Here is a 20332-nt window from a genome sequence, read left to right as displayed (position 1 = left end):
TCAGAATATATCCCTTTGGGAAATGACACTGGCTTCCTTTGTTTTTATTTTTTCCTCTTTGAGCAACACGACCAAAGCGGCCAAAATAACTATGTTTTTAGCGATATATTGTCCAAGAAGCGTTAGTTGGAAGTAGTTGTTCTGAAACACCTCCGAAGGGAAAAATAACCAAGGGGTGAATGTTAGGGTGATATGGATTATCGCCGCCCAGTAAATCATGCTTTTGTAGACGTTGAGTATAAGTAGTATGCCAATGGTGATTTCCCAAAAAGCCAATAAGAGGATGGTTGTTTCGGAAGGAATCAGTCCGAAAGTCAGTTCATATATGGTGGTTTTTGCCAAGTCTTCGGCCGGACTGATATCCGGGAAGAATTTTAAAGCCCCAAACCATAGGTAAACAATACCAATAGCGATAGGCATCATATTTTTTTTGATGAATAGGTAAATTAATCTCATTTTGGTGGTTTTTTGGTTGTTAAAACTGGTTTGCACAATGGTGATGATAAAACTACCTTAATTGCCAAATGGTCTTTTTGTGAATATTACAAAAGGCCGAATTGACTTTGCCCCTTAAGTAGTTGCAGAATCAGTTCAAATAAAAAGGGCCCATCATATTACCAAAATGACTGGCCCTTTTTATTCTTGGATTTAACTCAACTTAAATCAGGGCTAATATAAAGCGAAGATGCATAGGATGGGATTAAGCAAAAATTAAAAAGGATTAATGAAAAGTTAATTAGATGAACAAAAAATTAAAATAAGCTATGAGAAACTTATTTTTATAGCTCATTCCGATAAATTTTGAAGAAGCGCAATATTTATATCATTGTTTTTATCATATCCATTTTGGGACTTGCGGTAGTGCAATACCAATATTTACGGATAGGTATTAATTTGGCAAAGGTACAATTCAGTAGTAAGATCGGTTTGGCAAGTGGTACGATCAAGAATACCCTGGAAACCAAAAACAAATTGACTTTCCTACTTGCCAATGCCATTAAGGAGAATGATTCCTATTTTAGTATTAGTATCGATAGTCTAAAGGATGCTTCCAGTCATTTTTTGAATGACTTTATTACTGAAAAATTAGTGGAGCAAGGCATAGAGGCCGATTTTACATATAAGTTGTTGACGCGGGACTCTACCCATTATCTTAAGTCGCCTGTAGTTTATGAGCGGTCGGCCGAATTGGTAACCTATCCCATTAAAATCAAAGGGTATTTGCCCACTTTATTGGGTACGGACGTGATCTTGGAGTTGAAATTCAGGAATTTGGATAGTTATTATCTCTCCAAACTCAATGGGTTGACCGTGCCTAGCCTATTGTTTATACTTGGAATCATTGTTGCTATTTTATGGATCCTAAGAACCTATTATTGGCAGCGGAATATCATTACCACAACCAATGAGTTCATAAACAACTTGACGCATGAACTAAAGACTCCGGTGTTTTCCATTGGTCTGGCATCCAAGATGCTCGAGGGTGAGATCTCCGAGGAAAAAGCACCCGTATTGGATATCATACGGCAACAGGTAGAACGATTGAAGAATCATATCGACAAGGTACTGGAGTTGGCCAGTTTTGAGGAAAGGCAAAGTATCTTCAATTTTGAAGTCGTTGATTTCAAACCTATTTTAGAGGGGCTTTGTAAGGAATTCATGACGCTCACCTCCTTTGGTGAGGTGTGTTTTGAATATCATTTGACAGACGGTCCTTATCGGATAAGGGCAGAGGTTGCCCATTTGGAGAATGCCATCAATAACCTATTGGAAAATGCTAAAAAATATAGTGAAGATCCCAAAATAGTATTAGATGCCTCTGTTCAAAAAGGGAAATTGACCATTCGCATTTCAGATAATGGAATGGGTATTGACAAAAGGAATCAAAAACTGGTTTTTCAAAAGTACTACAGGGTTTCCGATGGAAATAAATATGGAGTCAAAGGATATGGTCTTGGACTTAGTTATGTTAAGAAGGTAATCGAAAAGCACAACGGAAAGATTGACTTGAATAGTGAAATAAACAGGGGAACAACGATAATCCTACAAATACCATTGTATAAGTATGGGAAAAAAGTATAGTATTTTATTGGTTGAGGATGATGCCTCTTTAGGTTATTTGCTTACTGAATACCTGAGAATGAAGGATTTTGATGTTATCTGGGAAAAAGAACCTACCAAGGTTGTAGATCTAATTCAATCCAATAAGTTCGATTTGGCTATTTTGGATGTGATGATGGTTCAGATGGATGGCTTTACCCTTGCCGCGGATATAGCAAAAAGGTATCCTGACCTTCCCTTTATCTTCCTGACAGCAAGATCACTGAAAGTCGATGTGTTGAAAGGATTCTCACTCGGAGCCTTGGACTACCTTAAAAAGCCCATTGATGAGGAGGAATTGGTAGTGCGTATTTTGGCTCTTTTGGATAGATTGAAAAGAACATCGGATCATGCAGGTGAAAATACAATATTCAATATCGGAATGTATCGGTTGAACAGTTCAACCCAGGAATTGTTTTTCGAATCGGAGGTTATCCATCTGACCTCCCGTGAAAGTGAGCTGCTCAAATATTTGGCCTCCCATCCGAATGAACTTTGTGGGCATAAAGGGATATTGGAAACCCTTTGGGGCAACAATGACTATTTCAATAGAAAGAGTTTGAATGTGTTCATCACCCATTTACGGAAGTATTTGGCTCATGATCCAACGCTGAGGATTGAAAATGTGCATGGTAGGGGTTTTATCCTAAAGACCAATGTTGTGAAAAATGAGTGAATTCCATATTTATTGGTATCTTTCTTAGATTAAAACAATAGAATGGAAACCTACGCCAAGGCCCTTTTGTATGCTATTCCTTTTTTTATGGTTCTTTTGGCCATAGAAATGGTGTATGGCTATGTGGTAAAGGATCAAAAGCATAAGGTACTCGATTCTGTTTCCAGTATCAGTTCAGGACTTACGAATATTATAAAGGATTCTTTGGGTATCGGTCTTATCATCGTGTCCTATCCTTTTTTGTTGGAGCACTTGGCTGTGTTTTCCCTGAAATCAACTTGGACGGTGTGGTTGGTCGCCTTTTTGGCGATAGATTTTGCAGGATATTGGAATCATCGATTGAGTCATAAAATCAATTTCTTTTGGAATCAGCATGTGATACACCATAGTAGTGAGGAGTTTAATTTGGCCTGTGCCTTACGGCAATCCATTTCCAATTTGTTGGGTTATTTTCCGCTTCTGTTGGTTCCTGCGGCCGTAATGGGCGTACCCAATACCGTTATCGCCATTTTGGCACCTGTTCACTTGTTCGCCCAATTCTGGTACCATACACAGCATATCGGAAAAATGGGGTGGTTGGAATACGTTATCGTAACCCCCTCCCAACATCGGGTGCACCATGCCATCAATCCGGAATATATTGATAAGAATTTAGGTCAGATTCTCTGTGTGTGGGATCGATGGTTTGGGACCTTTCAAAAGGAATTGGAGGAAGTCCCACCACAATATGGGGTCTTAAAGCCTGCCTCGACATGGAATCCGATCATCATAAATTTTCAACATTTATGGCGTTTGATGAAAGACGCTTGGCGTACACGGAATGTTTTTGACAAACTTCGTATATGGTTTATGCCAACAGGTTGGCGCCCTGCGGATGTTAAGGAAAAATATCCCATCCCGATTATTGAGGATGTATATCAATTTAAAAAGTATGGGACCCAGGCATCTTCCGCTTTAAAGGGGTACGCTGTGTTCCAAGTCCTTTGTACAACCTTTTTAATGCTGTTCATGTTCTATAATTATAAGGCCATAGGGTTTGATGGATTGTTGTCTTTCGGGGCCTTTGTGTTTATAGGTATCTATGGGTATACCTCGCTAATGGATCGGGTGCGTTATGCTGTGTGGATTGAGGTGATCCGTGGTCTTTTTGGCGTTGCCGTCATTTGGTATACTGGGGATTGGTTTGGTATAAATACGTATGCTGATTTTGGTGCAGCATGGGTTGCACTCTATTTTTTGATTACCCTAACAGCAGGCATTTATTTTACATATTTGGATAAAGACCTTTCAAACACGAATATTGCTATTTAATATTTCAAACCTATGAGACCATACATTTTGGCAGAGACGAACTGGAAAGCCCTTAAGGATGACCGTTTTGATGTGGCTGTTTTGCCCTGGGGAGCAACAGAGGCCCATAATTATCATTTACCCTATGGAACGGATGTCTATGAGAGCGGTCTCTTGGCCGCGGAATCGGCAAAGGTGGCCTGGGAGAAAGGGGGTAGGGCGATTGTATTGCCATCAATCCCTTTTGGCGTTAATACGGGACAAACGGATATCTATTTGGATATCAACCTAAATCCCAGTACGCAATTGGCTATTTTGGGTGATGTGGTCGAAGTGCTTAACAGGCAAGGAATAAAAAAGTTACTCATTTTCAATAGCCATGGGGGCAATAATTTTAAACCTTTGGTCAGGGAGTTGGGCTTGAAGTATCCTGATATGTTCATTTGTTTCGCCAACTGGTTCCAATCGTTGGATAAGAGCAAATACTTTGAGCATGAAGGGGATCATGCCGATGAAATGGAAACCAGTTTGATGCTCTATTTAAAGCCGGATTTGGTACTTCCGAAAGAACATTGGGGTACAGGGGCGTCCAAAGGGTATAAAATAAAATCGTTTACCGAAGGTTGGGTTTGGGCAGAACGCAAATGGTCGCAGATCAGTGAGGATACCGGTGTTGGGAATCCCGCGAGCTCGACCAAGGAAAAGGGTGAACGTTATTTTAAGGATGTAACCCAGAAAGTGGGGGACTTTATTTTTGAACTATGTAAGGCTGATTTGAATGATCTTTATGAATAGCAGCCTACGCTTGTAAAATCATTTTTTGATTTCTTTTTCCACCAAGGCAATATAGGCCTTCATCGCATCTTCACGACCAATATTCTGTGCTTGGAATAACGCATTGGCCTTAAAGGCATTGATAAGGGGCGTTTTGCTGCCTGGATTATCATAATTCTTATTGGCTATTTTGTAGTAAGCGTAAAGCTTAAGCAAGAGATCGGCAGGTAAAGGCTCTGTATAAGAATTTACAAAGGCCACAGCGTCTTCAAATTTATTACGTAAGGTCACTTTCTTCATGCTTGTCTACATAAGTGGCAATACAAGTTTTTGCACCTATTACCTTTTGGTTTAATTTTACGGCTATGCCACAATCCAAAGGTAATAATAAGTCTACCCTAGAACCAAATTTAATAAAACCGGAATCTTCACCCTGATGTACACTTTCACCCTCCTCGGCATAATTTACAATACGCCTGGCCATAGCCCCTGCAATCTGGCGATATAATATTTTACCGAACTTGGGGGTGTTTATAACCACAGTGGTTCTTTCATTGTCCGTACTCGATTTGGGATGCCATGCCACCAAATATTTCCCGGGATGGTATTTTGAATATTTTATGGTACCACTAATGGGGTAACGCGTGACATGAACATTGAAAGGTGACATGAAAATGGATACCTGTATCCTTCTGTCATTAAAGTATTCCGTTTCTAGGACTTCTTCGATCACGACGACTTTACCATCAACGGGAGCCAAGATTTCATCAAAGAGATTATTGGCACCCCTTTTTGGGTTTCTAAAGAATTGGAGAATCATAATCAATACAGCAACTGCCACAATCTGTAACCCCCAACGCAACCATTCATTCGTGACGTAGGATCCGGAAAGTAGGACAACGGCTACCACGATAAAAAAGGTTGTTAGTATAATGGTTTGACCCTCTTTATGAAACATAGGTAAATATTTTTAATGTTAAATAGGCAAAAGGTGCAGCGAATACCATACTGTCCAAACGGTCTAGCATACCTCCATGACCCGGTATAATGGCCCCACTGTCCTTGACTCCGGCAATTCTTTTGAATTTTGACTCTATCAAATCACCCAAAGTTCCAAATAATACAATTACAGATGCCAAAATTAACCATTGTATTGGATTTATCATAGTTTCATACCTGCCAAGTAGGTAGGCGGCAATCAATGTAAATACCAATCCGCCCAAAGTGCCCTCTATGGTTTTCTTTGGGGAAACCGCAGGGAACAATTTCGTTCGCCCTAAGGTACTTCCCACAAGATATGCGAAAGAATCATTCACCCAGATGAGAATAAAGATCCCCATTATGAGCAATTTGGCAAAATCATTGTTTTTGTACGGAATCATGGTCAAGAAAATGCAACCACCACCGATATATAGTAAACCGATAAGGAATTTATGATGAAATTGGAAAATTCGGTCTTTCTTCGAGAAAAGAAAAAAGAGCAGGACAATATTCGTTGATATGGTCAGGAACATTAGAATGTAGATCAACCATTTATCATGCACCAAATAGATAAAGGCCCACCATAAAGCCAAATACGCAATAAAGATGTGGTACCCCTTAAGATGTACCAGCCTTTTGTATTCGTATAAACAGGCCAGGCCAAAGGTCATAAACAAAAAATCGAAGGCATCCGAACTCAGGAATACGGCCGATAATAATAGGATAATATAAACTGCCCCGGAAAGTGCCCTTCTTAAAACTTCTTTCATACTATAGATCTTCCAAAAGTAAAAGATACAGATTTTTGGAACTACTACCGTATGTTAAAAAGTCATTTGAATTTTCATTGGTGGCCCGAAAGTGTTTGAGGGTAGTGATATTGGCCGGTATACTATGGCCATATTTTTTTTTGATTTTTTTCAGACCCTCCCCAATGGACTCGACTAATTGACTTGTGGTGGCAAAGACAATGATATTATCTGGAAGTTCATTGAGCTTCTTCTCCATTAATTGATTGGAGCAGACAAGGATCGATCCATTTTGGGCAATAAGATGTTCGCAGGTTGTAAAGAACACTTCACTTTCCTTGGTCTTATTGGTGAAAGTTACTTTTTCTTTGGAAAATCTTTCTTCCAGCATGGGGTTCAACACAAAGAAAGGATGGTTCTTCCAATCATTTTCGTTTACGATATTCTGAAGCGCTTCTGAGATTTCTTGAAAAGAATCACAATAGATGAATTTGCCTCCATTCGTTTTAAAATGAATGGTGAATTTTTCATCAACAGGAATATTCAAATCAGGCATATGCACCCCACGGGTTTCCGCAGTTTCTTTGGGTGCCTTTTTTTTGCCACCGCCGAATAATTTGTCAAATAGCCCCATTAATTTTATTAAAGCGCGTTACTATGTCCCCATTTTAGAAAGAACAACGTAAATCTTGTTTATTTATTTTCCTTGTTGTCGTCTTCAGTATCTTTTACTTCCGCTTTCTTTGCTGCTTCTGCTTCAATTTTTTCTTTTGCTTCTGCTTCGGCTTCCTCTCTGGTCACTTCTTGGCCCTTGCCATCGAAATGTTTGTCGAAAGGTCTTTTTCCAAAGATCTTTTCCAAATCTTCCTTAAAGATAACTTCCTTTTCCAAAAGGCGTTCTGCCAAGGCTATAAGTTTGTCTTTGTTCTCTTCCAAAACATCGATGGCCCTTTTGTACTGCTCTTCGATAATCGCTGAGATTTCAGTATCGATTTTTTGGGCGGTTTCCTCACTATAGGGTTTGGTGAAGCCGTATTCATTTTGTCCTGAGGAATCATAATAGGTAAGATTACCTATTTTATCATTAAGACCATATACGGTAACCATGGCGCGTGCTTGTTTGGTTACTTTTTCCAAATCGCTCAAGGCTCCTGTAGAGATCTGGTTGAATATAACCTTCTCGGCAGCCCTGCCCCCTAGGGTGGCGCACATTTCATCATTCATTTGTTCAGGTCGAACAATCAACCTTTCTTCAGGCAAGTACCAAGCGGCACCTAAGGATTGTCCCCTAGGAACGATGGTTACCTTGACCAACGGGGCTGCATGTTCCAACATCCAACTAACGGTGGCATGACCGGCTTCGTGGTAGGCAATGGTCTTTTTCTCGCCAACTGTGATGATTTTGTTCTTTTTCTCTAGTCCACCGATTATACGATCCACGGCATCAAGGAAATCCTGTTTGCCAACTGCCTTTTTCTCTTTACGTGCAGCAATCAAGGCTGCTTCGTTACACACATTGGCAATGTCCGCTCCCGAGAAACCAGGAGTTTGTCGCGCCAAGAAATCCAAATCAAGGGTCTCTGCGGTTTTAATCGGTCTAAGGTGTACTTCGAAAATTTCCTTTCGCTCACGTATATCTGGTAAATCCACATAAATCTGCCTGTCAAAACGACCAGCACGCATTAAGGCTTTATCGAGTACGTCGGCACGGTTCGTGGCGGCAAGAACGATAACATTGGTGTTGGTTCCAAAACCGTCCATTTCGGTCAATAACTGGTTCAGTGTATTTTCACGCTCATCGTTAGATCCCGTGAAATTGTTTTTACCCCTGGCTCTACCAATGGCATCAATTTCATCAATGAATATAATCGCAGGGGATTTGTCTTTCGCCTGTTTAAATAGGTCACGTACCCTAGAGGCACCTACCCCTACGAACATCTCGACAAAATCTGAACCTGAGAGGGAGAAAAAGGGAACTTTGGCCTCACCGGCAACGGCTTTTGCCAATAACGTCTTACCGGTACCTGGAGGGCCTACCAGTAGGGCTCCTTTTGGAATCTTACCCCCTAAAGAGGTGTATTTATCCGGATTCCTTAAGAATTCAACGATTTCCTCAACTTCTTCCTTGGCGCCTTCCAAACCGGCAACATCCTTGAAAGAGGTGCGGGTGTCTGTTTTTTCGTCGAACAATTTGGCTTTTGACTTACCGATATTGAATATCTGTCCGCCAGCACCACCGCCACCGCCACCCGACATACGTCGCATGAGATAGATCCAAATACCTATGATCAATACAAAAGGGAGGATTCCCAATAATAAATCACCGAGGTAGTTCGATTCCTTATCGAATTCCACAATGGTATCGAGGTTTTCTTTCTTTTTGATCTCTGTGATTTCATTTTGGAAAATCTGGAGATCGCCATAATCCAATATATATTGGGGAATAGCACCTGTTGTAGGCAACAAGGGTTTCTCTGAGACGTCTTTGTGCACTGCTTTCTGCAAGGCTTCGTCGGTCAGGAAAACTTTGGCCTGATTCGTATTGGTAATGATCAGAATCTTACTGATGTCCCCATTTCTAAGGTACTCCTGTAGTTCTGAAGTTGTTGTTTTTTTGGTATTGTTGAGGTTGCCCCCACCTATAAACTGAAACCCAATAAGAAATATTGCAATGAGTCCATAGATCCACCATGAACTGAATTTCGGTTTTTTGGGAGTTGTATTGTTATCTTTTGCCATTCTTTTTTTTTACTGATTTATACTACTTTCGATGGTTGTGAACTTGGCGTCACCCCAAAGTCCTTCTATATCGTAGTATTCTCTAATTTGTTTTTGGAAGACGTGTACCACAACGTTGACATAATCCATTAAAACCCATTCGGCATTGTCTTCACCTTCGACGTGCCAAGGTTTGTCTTTTATAGCCTTACTGACTGTTTTTTGGATTGATCCTACTATGGCATTCACATGTGTGTTGGAAGTACCATTACATATAATAAAGTAGTCGCATACGGTGTTTTCAATTTCCCTTAGGTCGAGTAAATTTATGTTTTGCCCTTTTACTTCTTCTATTCCCTGTAAAATTAATGCAATTAACTCATCTGTACTGGCTTTCCTTTTCTGCATTCAAAAATTTTAATTTTTACAAAGTTATTATTTTTTTGTTCTTTTATCCTTAAAAAGTTTAACAATAGCTGTTACTTTCTTTTATTGGATGATAGATGAGGATAATCAAACTTAATGCCACGGACTCTACAAATTTGTACTTAAAGGATTTAATGAATGAAAGTTCATTGGATGATTTTACGTTTGTGGTCGCCGATACCCAGACCCTTGGAAGGGGACAAATGGGTACGGTTTGGGAATCGGAACACGGTAAGAATCTAACATTCAGTGTGTTGAAAAAAATGGAATCGGAACAGTTCAACAATCCTTTTCTATTGAATATCTGTATATCCTTGGCGGTTTATAATGCGTTACGTACATTGGGTATACCCAATTTAAAAGTCAAATGGCCTAACGACATTCTGTCAGGACACTCGAAAATATGCGGAATATTAATTGAAAATATTTTATCGGGTAGCCGAATGATTTCTTCGGTAATAGGAATTGGGTTGAATGTAAACCAGGAAAAGTTCATAGGGTTGCCAAATGTTTCGTCCTTAAAACTAATAATGGGGAAGGCATTTGACTTGGAAATGTTGCTCTTTTTATTTTATGGGGAACTGAAGAAGTCTTTTTTGGAAATTGAAAATAAGGGGGCTGGATATATGAAGGATACTTATGAAAGTGTCTTATTTAGAAAAGATAAGCCTTCTACCTTCAAAGGAACCGATGGTCATCTGTTCATGGGTTTCATTAGAGGGGTTTCGGATCAAGGCAAATTGATGGTTACCCTTGAGGACGATATCCAAAAGGAATTTAATATGAAGGAAATCAGCCTGCTTTATTGATAATCTTAAAGGTTACCCAGGTTTTTGGAAAGGGTACCCATAAAATTTGTTATGGGTGATTTGATCATCATGGCCATCATGGCATTGAATTCGCCATTGAAATTCAGCACTACTTCACAAGATTCATTATCGAGGGCTTTGATATCCGCTGTTAGGGTAAATGGAAGTTTGTCACTGGCTGCCCCTAATACGATTTTATCGTTTGGGGTTTGTTCTTGACGCTGCAATACGATTTGCGGCATTCCTTTTAATGCGAAAAGGAACCTATCTTCATTGATAACTTCGAATTTATCAATGTTTTCAGGCATCAGTTTCTCGAAATTCTGAAGATCGATAAGAAATTCAAAAACTTCCTTTGCACTTTTGTTGATTTTGTTTTTAGGGGTTTCTATATGCATTGCGAATCATTATTGTTTCCATTGGGAAGGGTTCATACGCCATTCCAATAAAGTGTTTAATTGTTCATCCTTGATGTATCCCGTATCCGATGCCTGTTCAATCAGGTGGGCATAATCCGATAAGGTGTAAAGTTCAATTTCCTTTTTTTCGAAATTCGTGGAGGCCACATCAAAGCCATAGGTGAATATGGCCAGCATTCCTTTGATATTCGCACCTGCGGTTAAGAGGGCGTCTACAGCATTTAGGCTGCTTTTTCCCGTGCTGATCAAATCTTCAATGACCACAACACTTTGACCATGTTCGATATAACCTTCGATTTGATTTTTGCGGCCGTGTGATTTAGGTTCAGGACGCACGTAAATGAAGGGTAGTCCCAAATAATCAGCTACCAATGCTCCAAGGCCAATAGCTCCTGTGGCCACTCCTGCGATCACATCCGGCCTGCCATAGAGGGCTTCAACCTGTTTTGCCATTTCCTCCCGAACATAATTTCTAATGGTCGGATAGGACAGTATTACCCTGTTATCACAATAAATCGGAGATTTCCAACCGGAAGCCCATGTAAAAGGATTTTCGGGTTTCAACTTTATTGCATTAATTTGCAGTAGAAGCTCTGCAGTCTTTTTTGCCGTGTTTTTATCTAAAACCATTTCGCAAATGTATAAAGTTTTTGTTAAAGAATTACCTCTGATTTTAACAAATGAATTATCGGATATCGCAAATAGCAAATATTTCTTGTTGAATAGCGAAGCTGTGCATGAAGCGATAAATGCCTTGGCAAAGGGAAAGTTGACCCAAGCTTACATTTATCACCCGAATCATGAGGAATTACTTAAAAAATTCTGCAAGACCATTCCCAAGGTAGTGGCAGCAGGGGGAGTAGTTACCAATGAAAAGGGAAAAGTGCTGTTCATTTATAGGGATGATAAGTGGGATTTGCCCAAAGGTAAATTGGACAAGGGAGAGACCATTGAGGAATGCGCCATTAGGGAGGTCATGGAAGAAACGGGCGTTAAGAAGCTGGAGATCGAAAACTTCCTTAAAACGACATATCACGTCTTCAAACGCAACGGTAAGTACAAATTGAAGGAAGTGCATTGGTTCGCCATGAAAACCTCCTATGAAGGGGAATTGACCGGCCAAGAGAGTGAGGGAATCGTAAAAGTAAAATGGAAAGGTCCTAAGAAGATCAAAAAAGCACTGACCAATTCGTATGTCAATATCAGGTCATTGTTTGGGGAATAGGAAATAAGGGAAACCGCCTAGGTGTTTTGCCCCATAGGCTGTGTGATCTCGATTATTCTTGCCCTTGTTATCGGTTTGTTGTTGAATCGGATCACGTGATGGCTTTTGTTCTTGTATTTCTCACAGTTTTCATAATCAATAGGGTCGATTGAGGAGGTTACAATATTTATGATGATCTTCTCTTTAATGGGGAGGTCGGTAAAATCCTCTAAAAACTGCCATCCATCCATAATGGGCATGTTGATATCCAGAAAAATGACTTCAGGAACAGGTTGCCCCCTGTTCAGTTTTATTTTTATGTCATCGATAGCCAATTTGCCATTGACATGGGTGCTTAATGTATTGTACTTTACAGTGGCATCCAGCATTTTCCGAATACCGAAAACGGTAATCGGATCGTCATCCACGATAAAGATCGAGTTAATTATTTTCATTAAAATAGATGTTAAAAGTTGTTCCGACCCCAACATCGCTGGAAACGGTAATCTTCCCATTCATGGCTTCAATCTGGTTTTTGGACATATACAACCCAAATCCTTTCGCATCAGGATGATCGTGGAAGGTTTTGTATAGTCCGAATACTTTGTCCCCGTATTTATTCAAGTCAATACCCATCCCGTTATCAGCGATACTTAAAACGGTATATTTTCCTTTTTTAGCCGAACTAAGTACAATTTTAGGGTCTCGTTCCTGAGACTTGTATTTTACCGCATTGGTGATTAAATTCATTATGATGCTTTCTGCATATGCCGGTACGGCCTTGATAAAGACATCTTCTGGTATGGTATTAATGATCTCGACATTATTATTCTTTAGGGTAACCGAAAGACTCTGTTGGATCTTGGAAATCTTCCTATTGAGGTTGATCGGTTCTTTGGAGGTATTTGGATTTGCCCCTATGGCCAAGACTTCATTCAGGTTCTCCAAGGTTTCAAGTAAATTATCTGAAGCTCCAACAAGCATTTTTGTCAATTCTTGTTTTTCGGCCTCATTTTTTTCATTCACCAAAAATTCCAAAAGCATGGAGAAATTGGCAGAATGGCTCCTGAGGTTATGGGAAACGATATGGGCAAAGTTCAGTAACTTTTTATTTTGTAATGAAGTTACGTTGATAAGGTTTCTAAGTTCTTCCTCTTTTCGTTTTAATTCGGTAATGTCCAAACTTATGCCTACCAGGCCATTAGCACTTCCGTTTTCGTCCTTTAAAGGTATTTTGGACATTAAAAAAGTAGTAATAGATCCATCCTTACGTTTGTTGGTCTTCTCTAATCCCAGAATAGGTTTTAATGAATTCATTACACTCAAATCCTCATCACGCGATATTTGGGCAACATCCTTATCATACAGCTCAAAATCATTTTTGCCAATTATTTCAGCAGCACTTTTTACATTTAGGTAGTCACACTCGGCTTTGTTGACCAAGATCTTTCTTGATTGGGTATCTTTAATATAAACGTTTAAAGGGAGATTGTCTATTACCGTTTTGAGCAATTTACGTTCTTCCCTGATCTGTCGCTCTTTTTTCTCAGCTTCGGAAACATCCTGTATGATCGTCCAGACGAGTTTCTCGCCTTTTTTGTTGATGATCATTGATTTATTCACGATTACAGAAAGTTTTCGGCCATCCTTAGTGGTTAATTTTGCATCAAACGGACCAAAAGACCCTTTCGCCAATAGCTTTTTCTGTATTTCATCTTTTTTCTTTGCAAAAAGAAACTGCCAAAAATCGATTTTTTCGATATCCTTTTGCTTATACCCGAAAGTACTTTTAAAGGAAGGGTTGACATCTAGTATATTACCAGTTTCAAAATCATTTAGGACAAAACTGACTGGGGAGAGTTCGTAAAGTGTCCTGAATTTCATCTCACTTTCCCTGATTTTTTCCCTAGCAGTGACCATTTCGGTTATTACCCGCCCTTCAGCCAATAATGAAACCACTTGGTTGTTATCATTATAAATGGGTTTTATGGAAAAATCTATGGGTATTCCATTTTGGGAATGGTCACGTAAAACAAGTTCTTTTCGAACCGTATCGCCTTTCACGGTATTTTTTATGTCCTTTTTAAGACTTTCTTTGACATTGTCATCATTTGGCCACCAAGGTGTTTCCCAGAATTTTTTTCCGATAACCTTGTCAGCAGTACTTTTTATAACATCAAGTGCCGTATCATTGATTTCGATTAGTGTACCGTCTAAATCGAGTATGGCTGCCGTTTGGTATGAAGAATTGAAGATACTTTTGAAATTCCGTTCCGTTTCTTCAAGTTCCTTTTGAATTGCACGTGTTTCGGTAATGTCCAGGGACATGCCCACAATACCCTCGATTTCATTTTTGGTATTGAATAGGGGTAATTTATAGATTAAAATCGTGGCCATTGACCCATCTTTGGCCTTGCACGTTGTCTCTTTGCCCAGAATAGGGGTTAAGGTTTGTATGACCTCTAGATCTTCATCCCTAAAACCTTGGGCGGTTTTTTTGTCATAAATCTGGAAATCGTTCTTTCCTAAAAGTTTTTTGGGGTCATCTACTCCGGCAAAATCGCATTCAGCTTTGTTTACCAAAATCTTACGGGATTCGATGTCCTTGATATAAACACTCATCGGAAGGTTGTCGATCAACGTTTTTAATAAATGTTCGCTTTCCTTAATTTTTATTTGTGATAATACACTGTCATTAATATCTTGGATAGTTCCCAAGAGACCAATCAACTTGTCATTGTTGAAAATCGGTTTTCCTGATGCAATCACCCATTTTTCCTTTCCAGTGGCGGTGACTATTTGAAGTTTTTCACTCCATGGGGTTTTGTTTTTCAAAGCGTTGTTAAGCGCCATGGAAATAGTATTCCGGCTAAAACCATTTTTGTAAAAATAAATGCCAGTATCAACGTTTGGGACAAAATCCTCGGGGACTTCATGAATGTTTCTGGTGATTTCGCACCAGTGTAAACTGTTTTTTTCTATATCGTATTCCCAGGTGCCTATTTTTGCTATTTCCGATTTACCTGTTAAGAGCGATTCCAATTTCTCTAGTTTCAATTCGTTCAGAATCTTTTTTGTAACATCCTCGGTTTGGGCAATGACACCTATAATGTTTTCATTTTCGTCATACCAAGGTACATTGGACCATTCAAATCTTTTCTCCTGATTGTCCTTGGTAATAAAATGTGCACAACGTGTATGGCTTTTATTACCCATAAGATTGGCTTTAAAGTCGTTAAGGCAATCTTCATTCATGGTGTGTAATAATACATCTATTCGTTTACCGATAATCGTATCGTTTACCAATCCGAAATCATCAACGAATTTGTCAGAAACATGTGTAACCTCTAGGTTGTTATTCAAGAAAATAGTTGCCGTGGGCAGCTGTTTAATTAAATAATTATTGATGTTAGTCTGTGTTTCCCTGACCATGTTGTTGTAATTTCTTACGAAAGTAGGGGTATTATTCTAAATTGCTTAAGCTTTGTTGTGAATCAGGCAATACTCGTTGTAATACATGATTTAAACGATATAAAGTCAGTCAAATATATGTATGAACATATTGAAACCTGTCCTTTTTACACTAGTTCGGCCTTTATAGATTTGGATTTTGGCTACTATTGAAGGTGAAAATCGAATTATTGGAGCCTTACTGTATCCGGAACCAAAATGGAATAATTACCTCCATTTCGAATAACATCCCTTACGATTGAGGAACTGATGAACGATTTGCCTGAGGAAGTCAGTAAGAAAACAGTCTCTATATCCGAAAGTTTACGGTTTGTATGTGCGATAGCCTTTTCAAATTCAAAGTCAGCCGGATTTCTTAATCCACGTAAAATAAAACCAGCATGTACCTTTTCGCAAAAGTCGACGGTAAGGCCTTCATAGGTGAGTATCTTAATTTTGGGTTCATTTTTAAATTCCTGTGTAATGAATTCGAGCCTTTGCTCAAGGGTGAACATATATTTTTTGTCGGCATTGACCCCAACAGCGATGATAAGTTCATCAAAAAGCGTAATGCCCCTCATTATAATATCGTGGTGTCCCAATGTCAAAGGATCAAAGGAACCTGGAAAAATAGCGCGTCTCATAGGTTAAAGTTAGGGGTTTTTGGGTGATACTTCCATAATGGCATTACCAAATAACTCGGTGAGTGATATTCCTGCTATTTTGGCCTGCTGTGGTAATATGCTCTCCGTGGTCAGGCCGGGGGTGGTGTTCATTTCCAGCATATAGGGTTCGTCATTGACAAAAATGAACTCGCTTCTCGAATACCCATTCATTTTAAGAACCTCATAGGCGTATTTCGCAATTTCACTGACTTTTTTGGCCTGTTCCGAACTGATTCTGGCCGGAGTTATTTCTTGGGACTTTCCTTCGTATTTGGCCTCATAATCGAAAAAATCATTATCGGTGACTATCTCGGTAATGGGTAAAACCTTGGTTTCCCCCTTGTATTTGATTACGCCTACAGAAACTTCAGTACCTTCCAGGAAAGCTTCGATGATTATTTCGTTGTCCTCTTGGTATGCTAGGTCTATGGCAGTTTGCAAGGCCTCTTTTTTATAAACTTTGGAGATGCCAAAACTACTGCCGGCCTTGTTGGCCTTTACAAAACAGGGTAACCCTACTTTGGCGACTATGGCATTGACGTCGATTTCATCACCCATATTCAAATAATAGGATGGGGCAGATTTTATTCCGTAGGGTTTTAAGACACTCAGGAGATCCCGTTTGCTAAAGGTCAAGGCAGCTTGATAATAGTTGCACGACGTTTGCGGAATTTTAAGCAATTCAAAATAGGCTTGCAGCAAACCATCTTCCCCAGGGGTACCATGAATGGCGTTGAAAACACAGTCAAAGGTGATTTTCTTCCCTTTAGGGGTAATGGAGAAATCGTGTTTGTTCACTTCAAATTCCGTTTTATCCTCGTCTACGTAAACCCATTTGTCTTTAAAAATATGGATACGGTAACTGTCGAATTGTGATTTGTCAAGATAAGAATGTACGACATTACCGCTCTTGAGTGAAATTTTATATTCACTGGAATAACCACCCATGACAATGGCGATTTTTTTCTTCATGGCCTACTTTTTTTACATTTAAGTGTAAAGCAACTTTCAAGAATCAAAGTAAAGAAAAAGCCTTGGGTTTCTTTTGAACCTGGTGGTTTTTTTTTGGAGTTTGATCAAAGTTTTGGAAATTGCCCAGTCTTTAACCAATATTTGGGAAGGTGGTCGTTCAAAGTTATACCTCATTTCCTATATTTGTGCGATTAATATCACATGATGAGACAATTTTTCAATTTTTTACGGAGTCGTACCTTTCTGGTGCAATTGGTTTTGGCCGTAGTGGTTTCGGTCGTATTGGTCATTGTAACTTTACGCTGGTTGAACAGCACCACGCATCATGGTGAATTTGTAGAGGTACCCGATTTTTCAAAAATGTCGGTGATGGATATGCGTTCCACAGTAGAAAATGTCGGTTTGCGTTATGAGGTTTTGGATTCTGCCAATTACAACCCCAATTATCCGAGGTTCTCTATCATCGAACAAGATCCAAAGGCAGGGACCAAGGTTAAGGAAGACCGGAAAATCTATTTTACGGTAAATCCATCGGGGTATAAAAAAGTAACCGTACCCAATATTATCCAGGTTACCCAGCGTAATGCCTCGTCCATGCTAAAGGCCGTTGGTCTTGATGTGCAAAGGGTGAGTTATATTGACGAACTTGGAAAAGACATGGTTTATCAGATCAAGTACAAGGGTAAATATATTAAACCTGGGGATAAACTTCCCAAGACCTCAAAAATAGAATTGGTATGCGGTAACGGAAGTATTACTGAGCGTGCACAAATAAAGGCAGATTCAGAATAATATATGGGACCACATATTCAAGAACCCAGCGAGGAAGAACTATATGAACACCATAGGTTCGTCGCTTCAAAAGGGCAGGATCCGCTTCGTGTGGATAAATATTTGATGAATTTCATCGAAAATGCCACCCGTAATAAAATACAACAAGCTGCAAAGGACGGTCATATCTGGGTCAATGAACAGATCGTAAAACAGAATTACAAGGTAAAGGCAGGGGATGAGGTAAGGGTTCTATTTGAGCATCCTCCGCACGAGTTATTATTGACGCCGGAAGATATCCCCTTGGATATTGTTTATGAGGACGATGCGCTGTTAGTGGTCAATAAACCGGCTGGCATGGTCGTACATCCTGGGCATGGCAATTACTCAGGCACCTTGATCAATGCCTTATTGTTCCATACAAAGGATTTACCAACGAACGAAAACGAACGTCCCGGATTGGTACACCGTATTGATAAGGATACCTCAGGACTTTTAGTGGTGGCTAAGACCGAGGCGGCAATGACGCATCTGTCCAAACAATTTTTCGACAAAACATCTGAACGGGAGTATATTGCATTGGTTTGGGGCAATGTCGAGGATGACCAAGGTACTGTTGAGGGCCATATTGCCAGAAATCCTAAAAATCGCTTGCAGATGCATGTTTTCCCTATGGGCGATGAAGGTAAGGAGGCTGTTACGCATTATAAGGTTTTGGAGCGTTTGGGGTATGTTACCTTATTGTCCTGTAAATTGGAAACAGGTCGTACGCATCAAATACGTGTGCATATGAAATATATAGGGCACACCCTTTTTAATGATGAACGATATGGAGGGGACAGAATATTGAAAGGCACCACATTCACAAAATACAAACAGTTTGTCGAAAATGCCTTTAAGATCTTGCCACGACAGGCCTTGCATGCCAAGACCCTGGGTTTTGTACATCCTGTAACGGGTGAGTTCATGCGTTTCAATTCCGAGCTTCCGGAGGATATGGCGAATTGTATTGCCAAATGGCAAGAGTACGCCAAGCATAGCAAGTAAGTATAAATTTCATTTATATCGGTATTGATAACTACTTTTCGGTTAAGGTGGTTTTCTATCCAAATCCTTTTTATTTTTACCTGTAAAACAGATTCATATGAAAATTGTTGTTTCTCCGGCAAAGTCACTGGATTTTGAACGCGAATTACCCACTGAAAGGTTTTCACAGCCTCGTTTTATAGCGCAGGCAGAAAAGTTGAACAAGGTACTGGCGAAGAAGAAACCCAGTGCATTGGCAGAATTAATGGGTATTTCGAATAACCTTGCGGAACTTAACTGGGAGCGTAACCAGAAATTTTCCGTACCGTTTGATCCATCGAACGCTAGACCTGCCATCTATGCTTTTAATGGGGATGTCTACCAGGGAATCGATGCTTATTCGATTGCGGGGGAGCGTTTTGATAAACTTCAGGATACGCTACGCATATTATCCGGTTTGTACGGCATTTTAAAACCGTTTGATTTGATTCAACCGTATCGTCTTGAAATGGGTACATCGTTGAAGGTAGGTCGTAAAAAGAACCTTTACGAATTTTGGAAAAAGGAATTGACTGACCATTTGAATAGTGAATTGGAAGATGATGAGTTGTTTATAAATTTGGCCAGCAAGGAATATTTTAGCGCACTGGATACCAAAAAACTCAAAGTACCTGTAATAACCCCAATTTTTAAGGATTGGAAGAACGATAAACTCAAGATCATAAGTTTCTTTGCAAAAAAAGCAAGGGGTTCCATGGTGCGTTATATTTTGGATAAGGATGTAAAAACCTTGGACGGACTTCGCGCTTTCAATGGTGATGATTACATGTTCAGTAAGGAACATACCTTAAAAGAGCACGAACCTGTTTTTGTTCGATAGAATATTTTTGTACTTACACCGTTTTACTCATACAGAAACAATTCAAAGCGTAGTATGAAACGGTTCCTTATTTTAACTTTTAGTGTGTTTGTATTCGTTGTCGGTTGTACGGATCGCGATGATGAATTGAACGGTGTGCAGATACGTGTAAAAAACGTAAGTGCCTTACAATACGATTCCATACAAGTTGGTGGGGCGGAAATGGTACATACCAATGTAGCTCCGGATTCCTATAGCGATTATCTGGAATATGAAACAGCCTACACGTATGATTATATCAGTATTTCTGCCGAAGGGGAAACTTATGTGTTACAACCTATCGACTTTGTTGGTGAGACCCCATTGCCTTTCGGGTATTATACCTATGAAATAGGATTGGACGCAGAAGGGAATGTCACCTTGGATTTTGTGGTGGATTAGGG

General features: G+C 39.7%; 23 protein-coding genes. 10 read left to right on the top strand and 13 right to left on the bottom strand.

Going from position 1 to position 20332, the window contains the following annotated elements:
• The gene (locus tag HPE56_RS18655) at positions 1-456 is read right to left on the bottom strand and encodes a doxx family protein (RefSeq protein WP_223170372.1); all 456 of its coding nucleotides are present in this window, start codon (positions 454-456) and stop codon (positions 1-3) included.
• A gap of 345 nt (positions 457-801) precedes the next feature.
• Between HPE56_RS18655 and HPE56_RS18650 the strand changes: the two genes are divergently transcribed.
• From HPE56_RS18650 to HPE56_RS18635, 4 genes are read left to right on the top strand one after another with little or no spacing between them, the layout of a single operon-like run.
• Positions 802-2082, top strand: coding sequence for a sensor histidine kinase (locus HPE56_RS18650; RefSeq protein WP_223170371.1), 1281 nt, complete (start codon positions 802-804; stop codon positions 2080-2082).
• A complete protein-coding gene (locus tag HPE56_RS18645) occupies positions 2066-2776 on the top strand; it encodes a response regulator transcription factor (RefSeq protein WP_188245256.1) in 711 nt (236 codons plus the stop codon). The genes HPE56_RS18650 and HPE56_RS18645 overlap by 17 nt, the downstream gene beginning before the upstream one ends.
• 42 nt (positions 2777-2818) lie before the next feature.
• Positions 2819-4087 (top strand): sterol desaturase family protein, encoded by a 1269-nt coding sequence (locus HPE56_RS18640; RefSeq protein ID WP_188245255.1) that lies wholly within the window; start codon positions 2819-2821, stop codon positions 4085-4087.
• A 12-nt stretch (positions 4088-4099) separates the two neighbouring features.
• Positions 4100-4861: a creatininase family protein gene (locus tag HPE56_RS18635; protein WP_188245254.1), complete on the top strand. Its 762-nt coding sequence runs from the start codon at positions 4100-4102 to the stop codon at positions 4859-4861.
• Positions 4862-4879: 18 nt separating this feature from the next.
• Here HPE56_RS18635 and HPE56_RS18630 read toward each other — a convergent pair whose 3' ends face one another.
• Genes HPE56_RS18630 through rsfS form a run of 6 tightly spaced genes read right to left on the bottom strand, consistent with a single transcriptional unit; the run spans position 4880 to position 9696 of the window.
• Entirely contained in the window at positions 4880-5140 is a 261-nt protein-coding gene (locus HPE56_RS18630) for an acyl-CoA-binding protein (RefSeq protein WP_188245253.1), read from the bottom strand.
• The gene (locus HPE56_RS18625) at positions 5118-5798 is read right to left on the bottom strand and encodes a phosphatidylserine decarboxylase family protein (RefSeq protein WP_188245252.1); all 681 of its coding nucleotides are present in this window, start codon (positions 5796-5798) and stop codon (positions 5118-5120) included. The genes HPE56_RS18630 and HPE56_RS18625 overlap by 23 nt, the downstream gene beginning before the upstream one ends.
• Positions 5788-6591 carry a phosphatidate cytidylyltransferase gene (locus tag HPE56_RS18620; RefSeq protein ID WP_188245251.1) on the bottom strand — a complete coding sequence of 268 codons (804 nt, stop codon included), beginning with the start codon at positions 6589-6591 and terminating at the stop codon, positions 5788-5790. Before HPE56_RS18620 ends, HPE56_RS18625 begins: the two co-directional genes overlap by 11 nt.
• A 1-nt stretch (position 6592) precedes the next feature.
• Entirely contained in the window at positions 6593-7204 is a 612-nt protein-coding gene (locus HPE56_RS18615) for an LUD domain-containing protein (RefSeq protein ID WP_188245250.1), read from the bottom strand.
• 59 nt (positions 7205-7263) lie between these two features.
• On the bottom strand, positions 7264-9309 hold the full coding sequence (gene ftsH / locus HPE56_RS18610) for an ATP-dependent zinc metalloprotease FtsH (protein WP_188245249.1): 2046 nt from the start codon (positions 9307-9309) through the stop codon (positions 7264-7266).
• Between the two features lie 9 nt (positions 9310-9318).
• Positions 9319-9696: a ribosome silencing factor gene (gene rsfS, locus HPE56_RS18605; RefSeq protein WP_109654750.1), complete on the bottom strand. Its 378-nt coding sequence runs from the start codon at positions 9694-9696 to the stop codon at positions 9319-9321.
• Positions 9697-9791: 95 nt separating this feature from the next.
• On the opposite strand from rsfS, the gene HPE56_RS18600 reads away from it, so the two are divergent.
• Positions 9792-10523, top strand: a complete 732-nt coding sequence (locus tag HPE56_RS18600) for a biotin--[acetyl-CoA-carboxylase] ligase (protein WP_188245248.1) — start codon at positions 9792-9794, stop codon at positions 10521-10523.
• Between the two features lie 5 nt (positions 10524-10528).
• On the opposite strand, the gene HPE56_RS18595 is transcribed toward HPE56_RS18600, so the two are convergent.
• Positions 10529-10921: an SRPBCC family protein gene (locus tag HPE56_RS18595; RefSeq protein WP_188245247.1), complete on the bottom strand. Its 393-nt coding sequence runs from the start codon at positions 10919-10921 to the stop codon at positions 10529-10531.
• A gap of 9 nt (positions 10922-10930) precedes the next feature.
• Positions 10931-11572 carry an orotate phosphoribosyltransferase gene (gene pyrE, locus HPE56_RS18590; RefSeq protein ID WP_188245246.1) on the bottom strand — a complete coding sequence of 214 codons (642 nt, stop codon included), beginning with the start codon at positions 11570-11572 and terminating at the stop codon, positions 10931-10933.
• A gap of 7 nt (positions 11573-11579) precedes the next feature.
• Here pyrE and HPE56_RS18585 point away from each other — a divergent pair, with 7 nt between their 5' ends.
• Positions 11580-12167 carry an NUDIX hydrolase gene (locus HPE56_RS18585; RefSeq protein ID WP_188245245.1) on the top strand — a complete coding sequence of 196 codons (588 nt, stop codon included), beginning with the start codon at positions 11580-11582 and terminating at the stop codon, positions 12165-12167.
• A gap of 17 nt (positions 12168-12184) precedes the next feature.
• Here HPE56_RS18585 and HPE56_RS18580 read toward each other — a convergent pair whose 3' ends face one another.
• The 4 genes from HPE56_RS18580 to HPE56_RS18565 form a co-directional block, all read right to left on the bottom strand.
• The gene (locus HPE56_RS18580; protein ID WP_188245244.1) at positions 12185-12601 is read right to left on the bottom strand and encodes a response regulator; all 417 of its coding nucleotides are present in this window, start codon (positions 12599-12601) and stop codon (positions 12185-12187) included.
• Complete coding sequence (locus HPE56_RS18575) at positions 12588-15578, bottom strand: PAS domain S-box protein (RefSeq protein WP_188245243.1); 2991 nt, start codon at positions 15576-15578, stop codon at positions 12588-12590. The genes HPE56_RS18580 and HPE56_RS18575 overlap by 14 nt, the downstream gene beginning before the upstream one ends.
• A 206-nt stretch (positions 15579-15784) precedes the next feature.
• On the bottom strand, positions 15785-16240 hold the full coding sequence (gene coaD, locus HPE56_RS18570; RefSeq protein WP_188245242.1) for a pantetheine-phosphate adenylyltransferase: 456 nt from the start codon (positions 16238-16240) through the stop codon (positions 15785-15787).
• A 9-nt stretch (positions 16241-16249) separates the two neighbouring features.
• On the bottom strand, positions 16250-17233 hold the full coding sequence (locus HPE56_RS18565; RefSeq protein ID WP_188245241.1) for a D-alanine--D-alanine ligase: 984 nt from the start codon (positions 17231-17233) through the stop codon (positions 16250-16252).
• A 204-nt stretch (positions 17234-17437) separates the two neighbouring features.
• Here HPE56_RS18565 and HPE56_RS18560 point away from each other — a divergent pair, with 204 nt between their 5' ends.
• The 4 genes from HPE56_RS18560 (at position 17438) to HPE56_RS18545 (ending at position 20330) form a co-directional block, all read left to right on the top strand.
• The gene (locus HPE56_RS18560) at positions 17438-18025 is read left to right on the top strand and encodes a PASTA domain-containing protein (protein WP_188245286.1); all 588 of its coding nucleotides are present in this window, start codon (positions 17438-17440) and stop codon (positions 18023-18025) included.
• A gap of 3 nt (positions 18026-18028) precedes the next feature.
• Complete coding sequence (locus HPE56_RS18555) at positions 18029-19051, top strand: RluA family pseudouridine synthase (protein WP_188245240.1); 1023 nt, start codon at positions 18029-18031, stop codon at positions 19049-19051.
• A 97-nt stretch (positions 19052-19148) separates the two neighbouring features.
• On the top strand, positions 19149-19910 hold the full coding sequence (gene yaaA, locus HPE56_RS18550) for a peroxide stress protein YaaA (protein WP_188245239.1): 762 nt from the start codon (positions 19149-19151) through the stop codon (positions 19908-19910).
• Positions 19911-19964: 54 nt separating this feature from the next.
• Positions 19965-20330, top strand: coding sequence for a hypothetical protein (locus tag HPE56_RS18545; RefSeq protein WP_188245238.1), 366 nt, complete (start codon positions 19965-19967; stop codon positions 20328-20330).
• Positions 20331-20332 lie beyond the last annotated feature (2 nt).

Origin of the sequence: Maribacter aquimaris, assembly GCF_014596745.1 — a bacterium.
Lineage (GTDB): Bacteria > Bacteroidota > Bacteroidia > Flavobacteriales > Flavobacteriaceae > Maribacter_A > Maribacter_A aquimaris.
The sequence above is the reverse complement of the archived record's forward strand: the minus strand, read 5'-3'. Positions and strand labels throughout refer to the sequence as shown.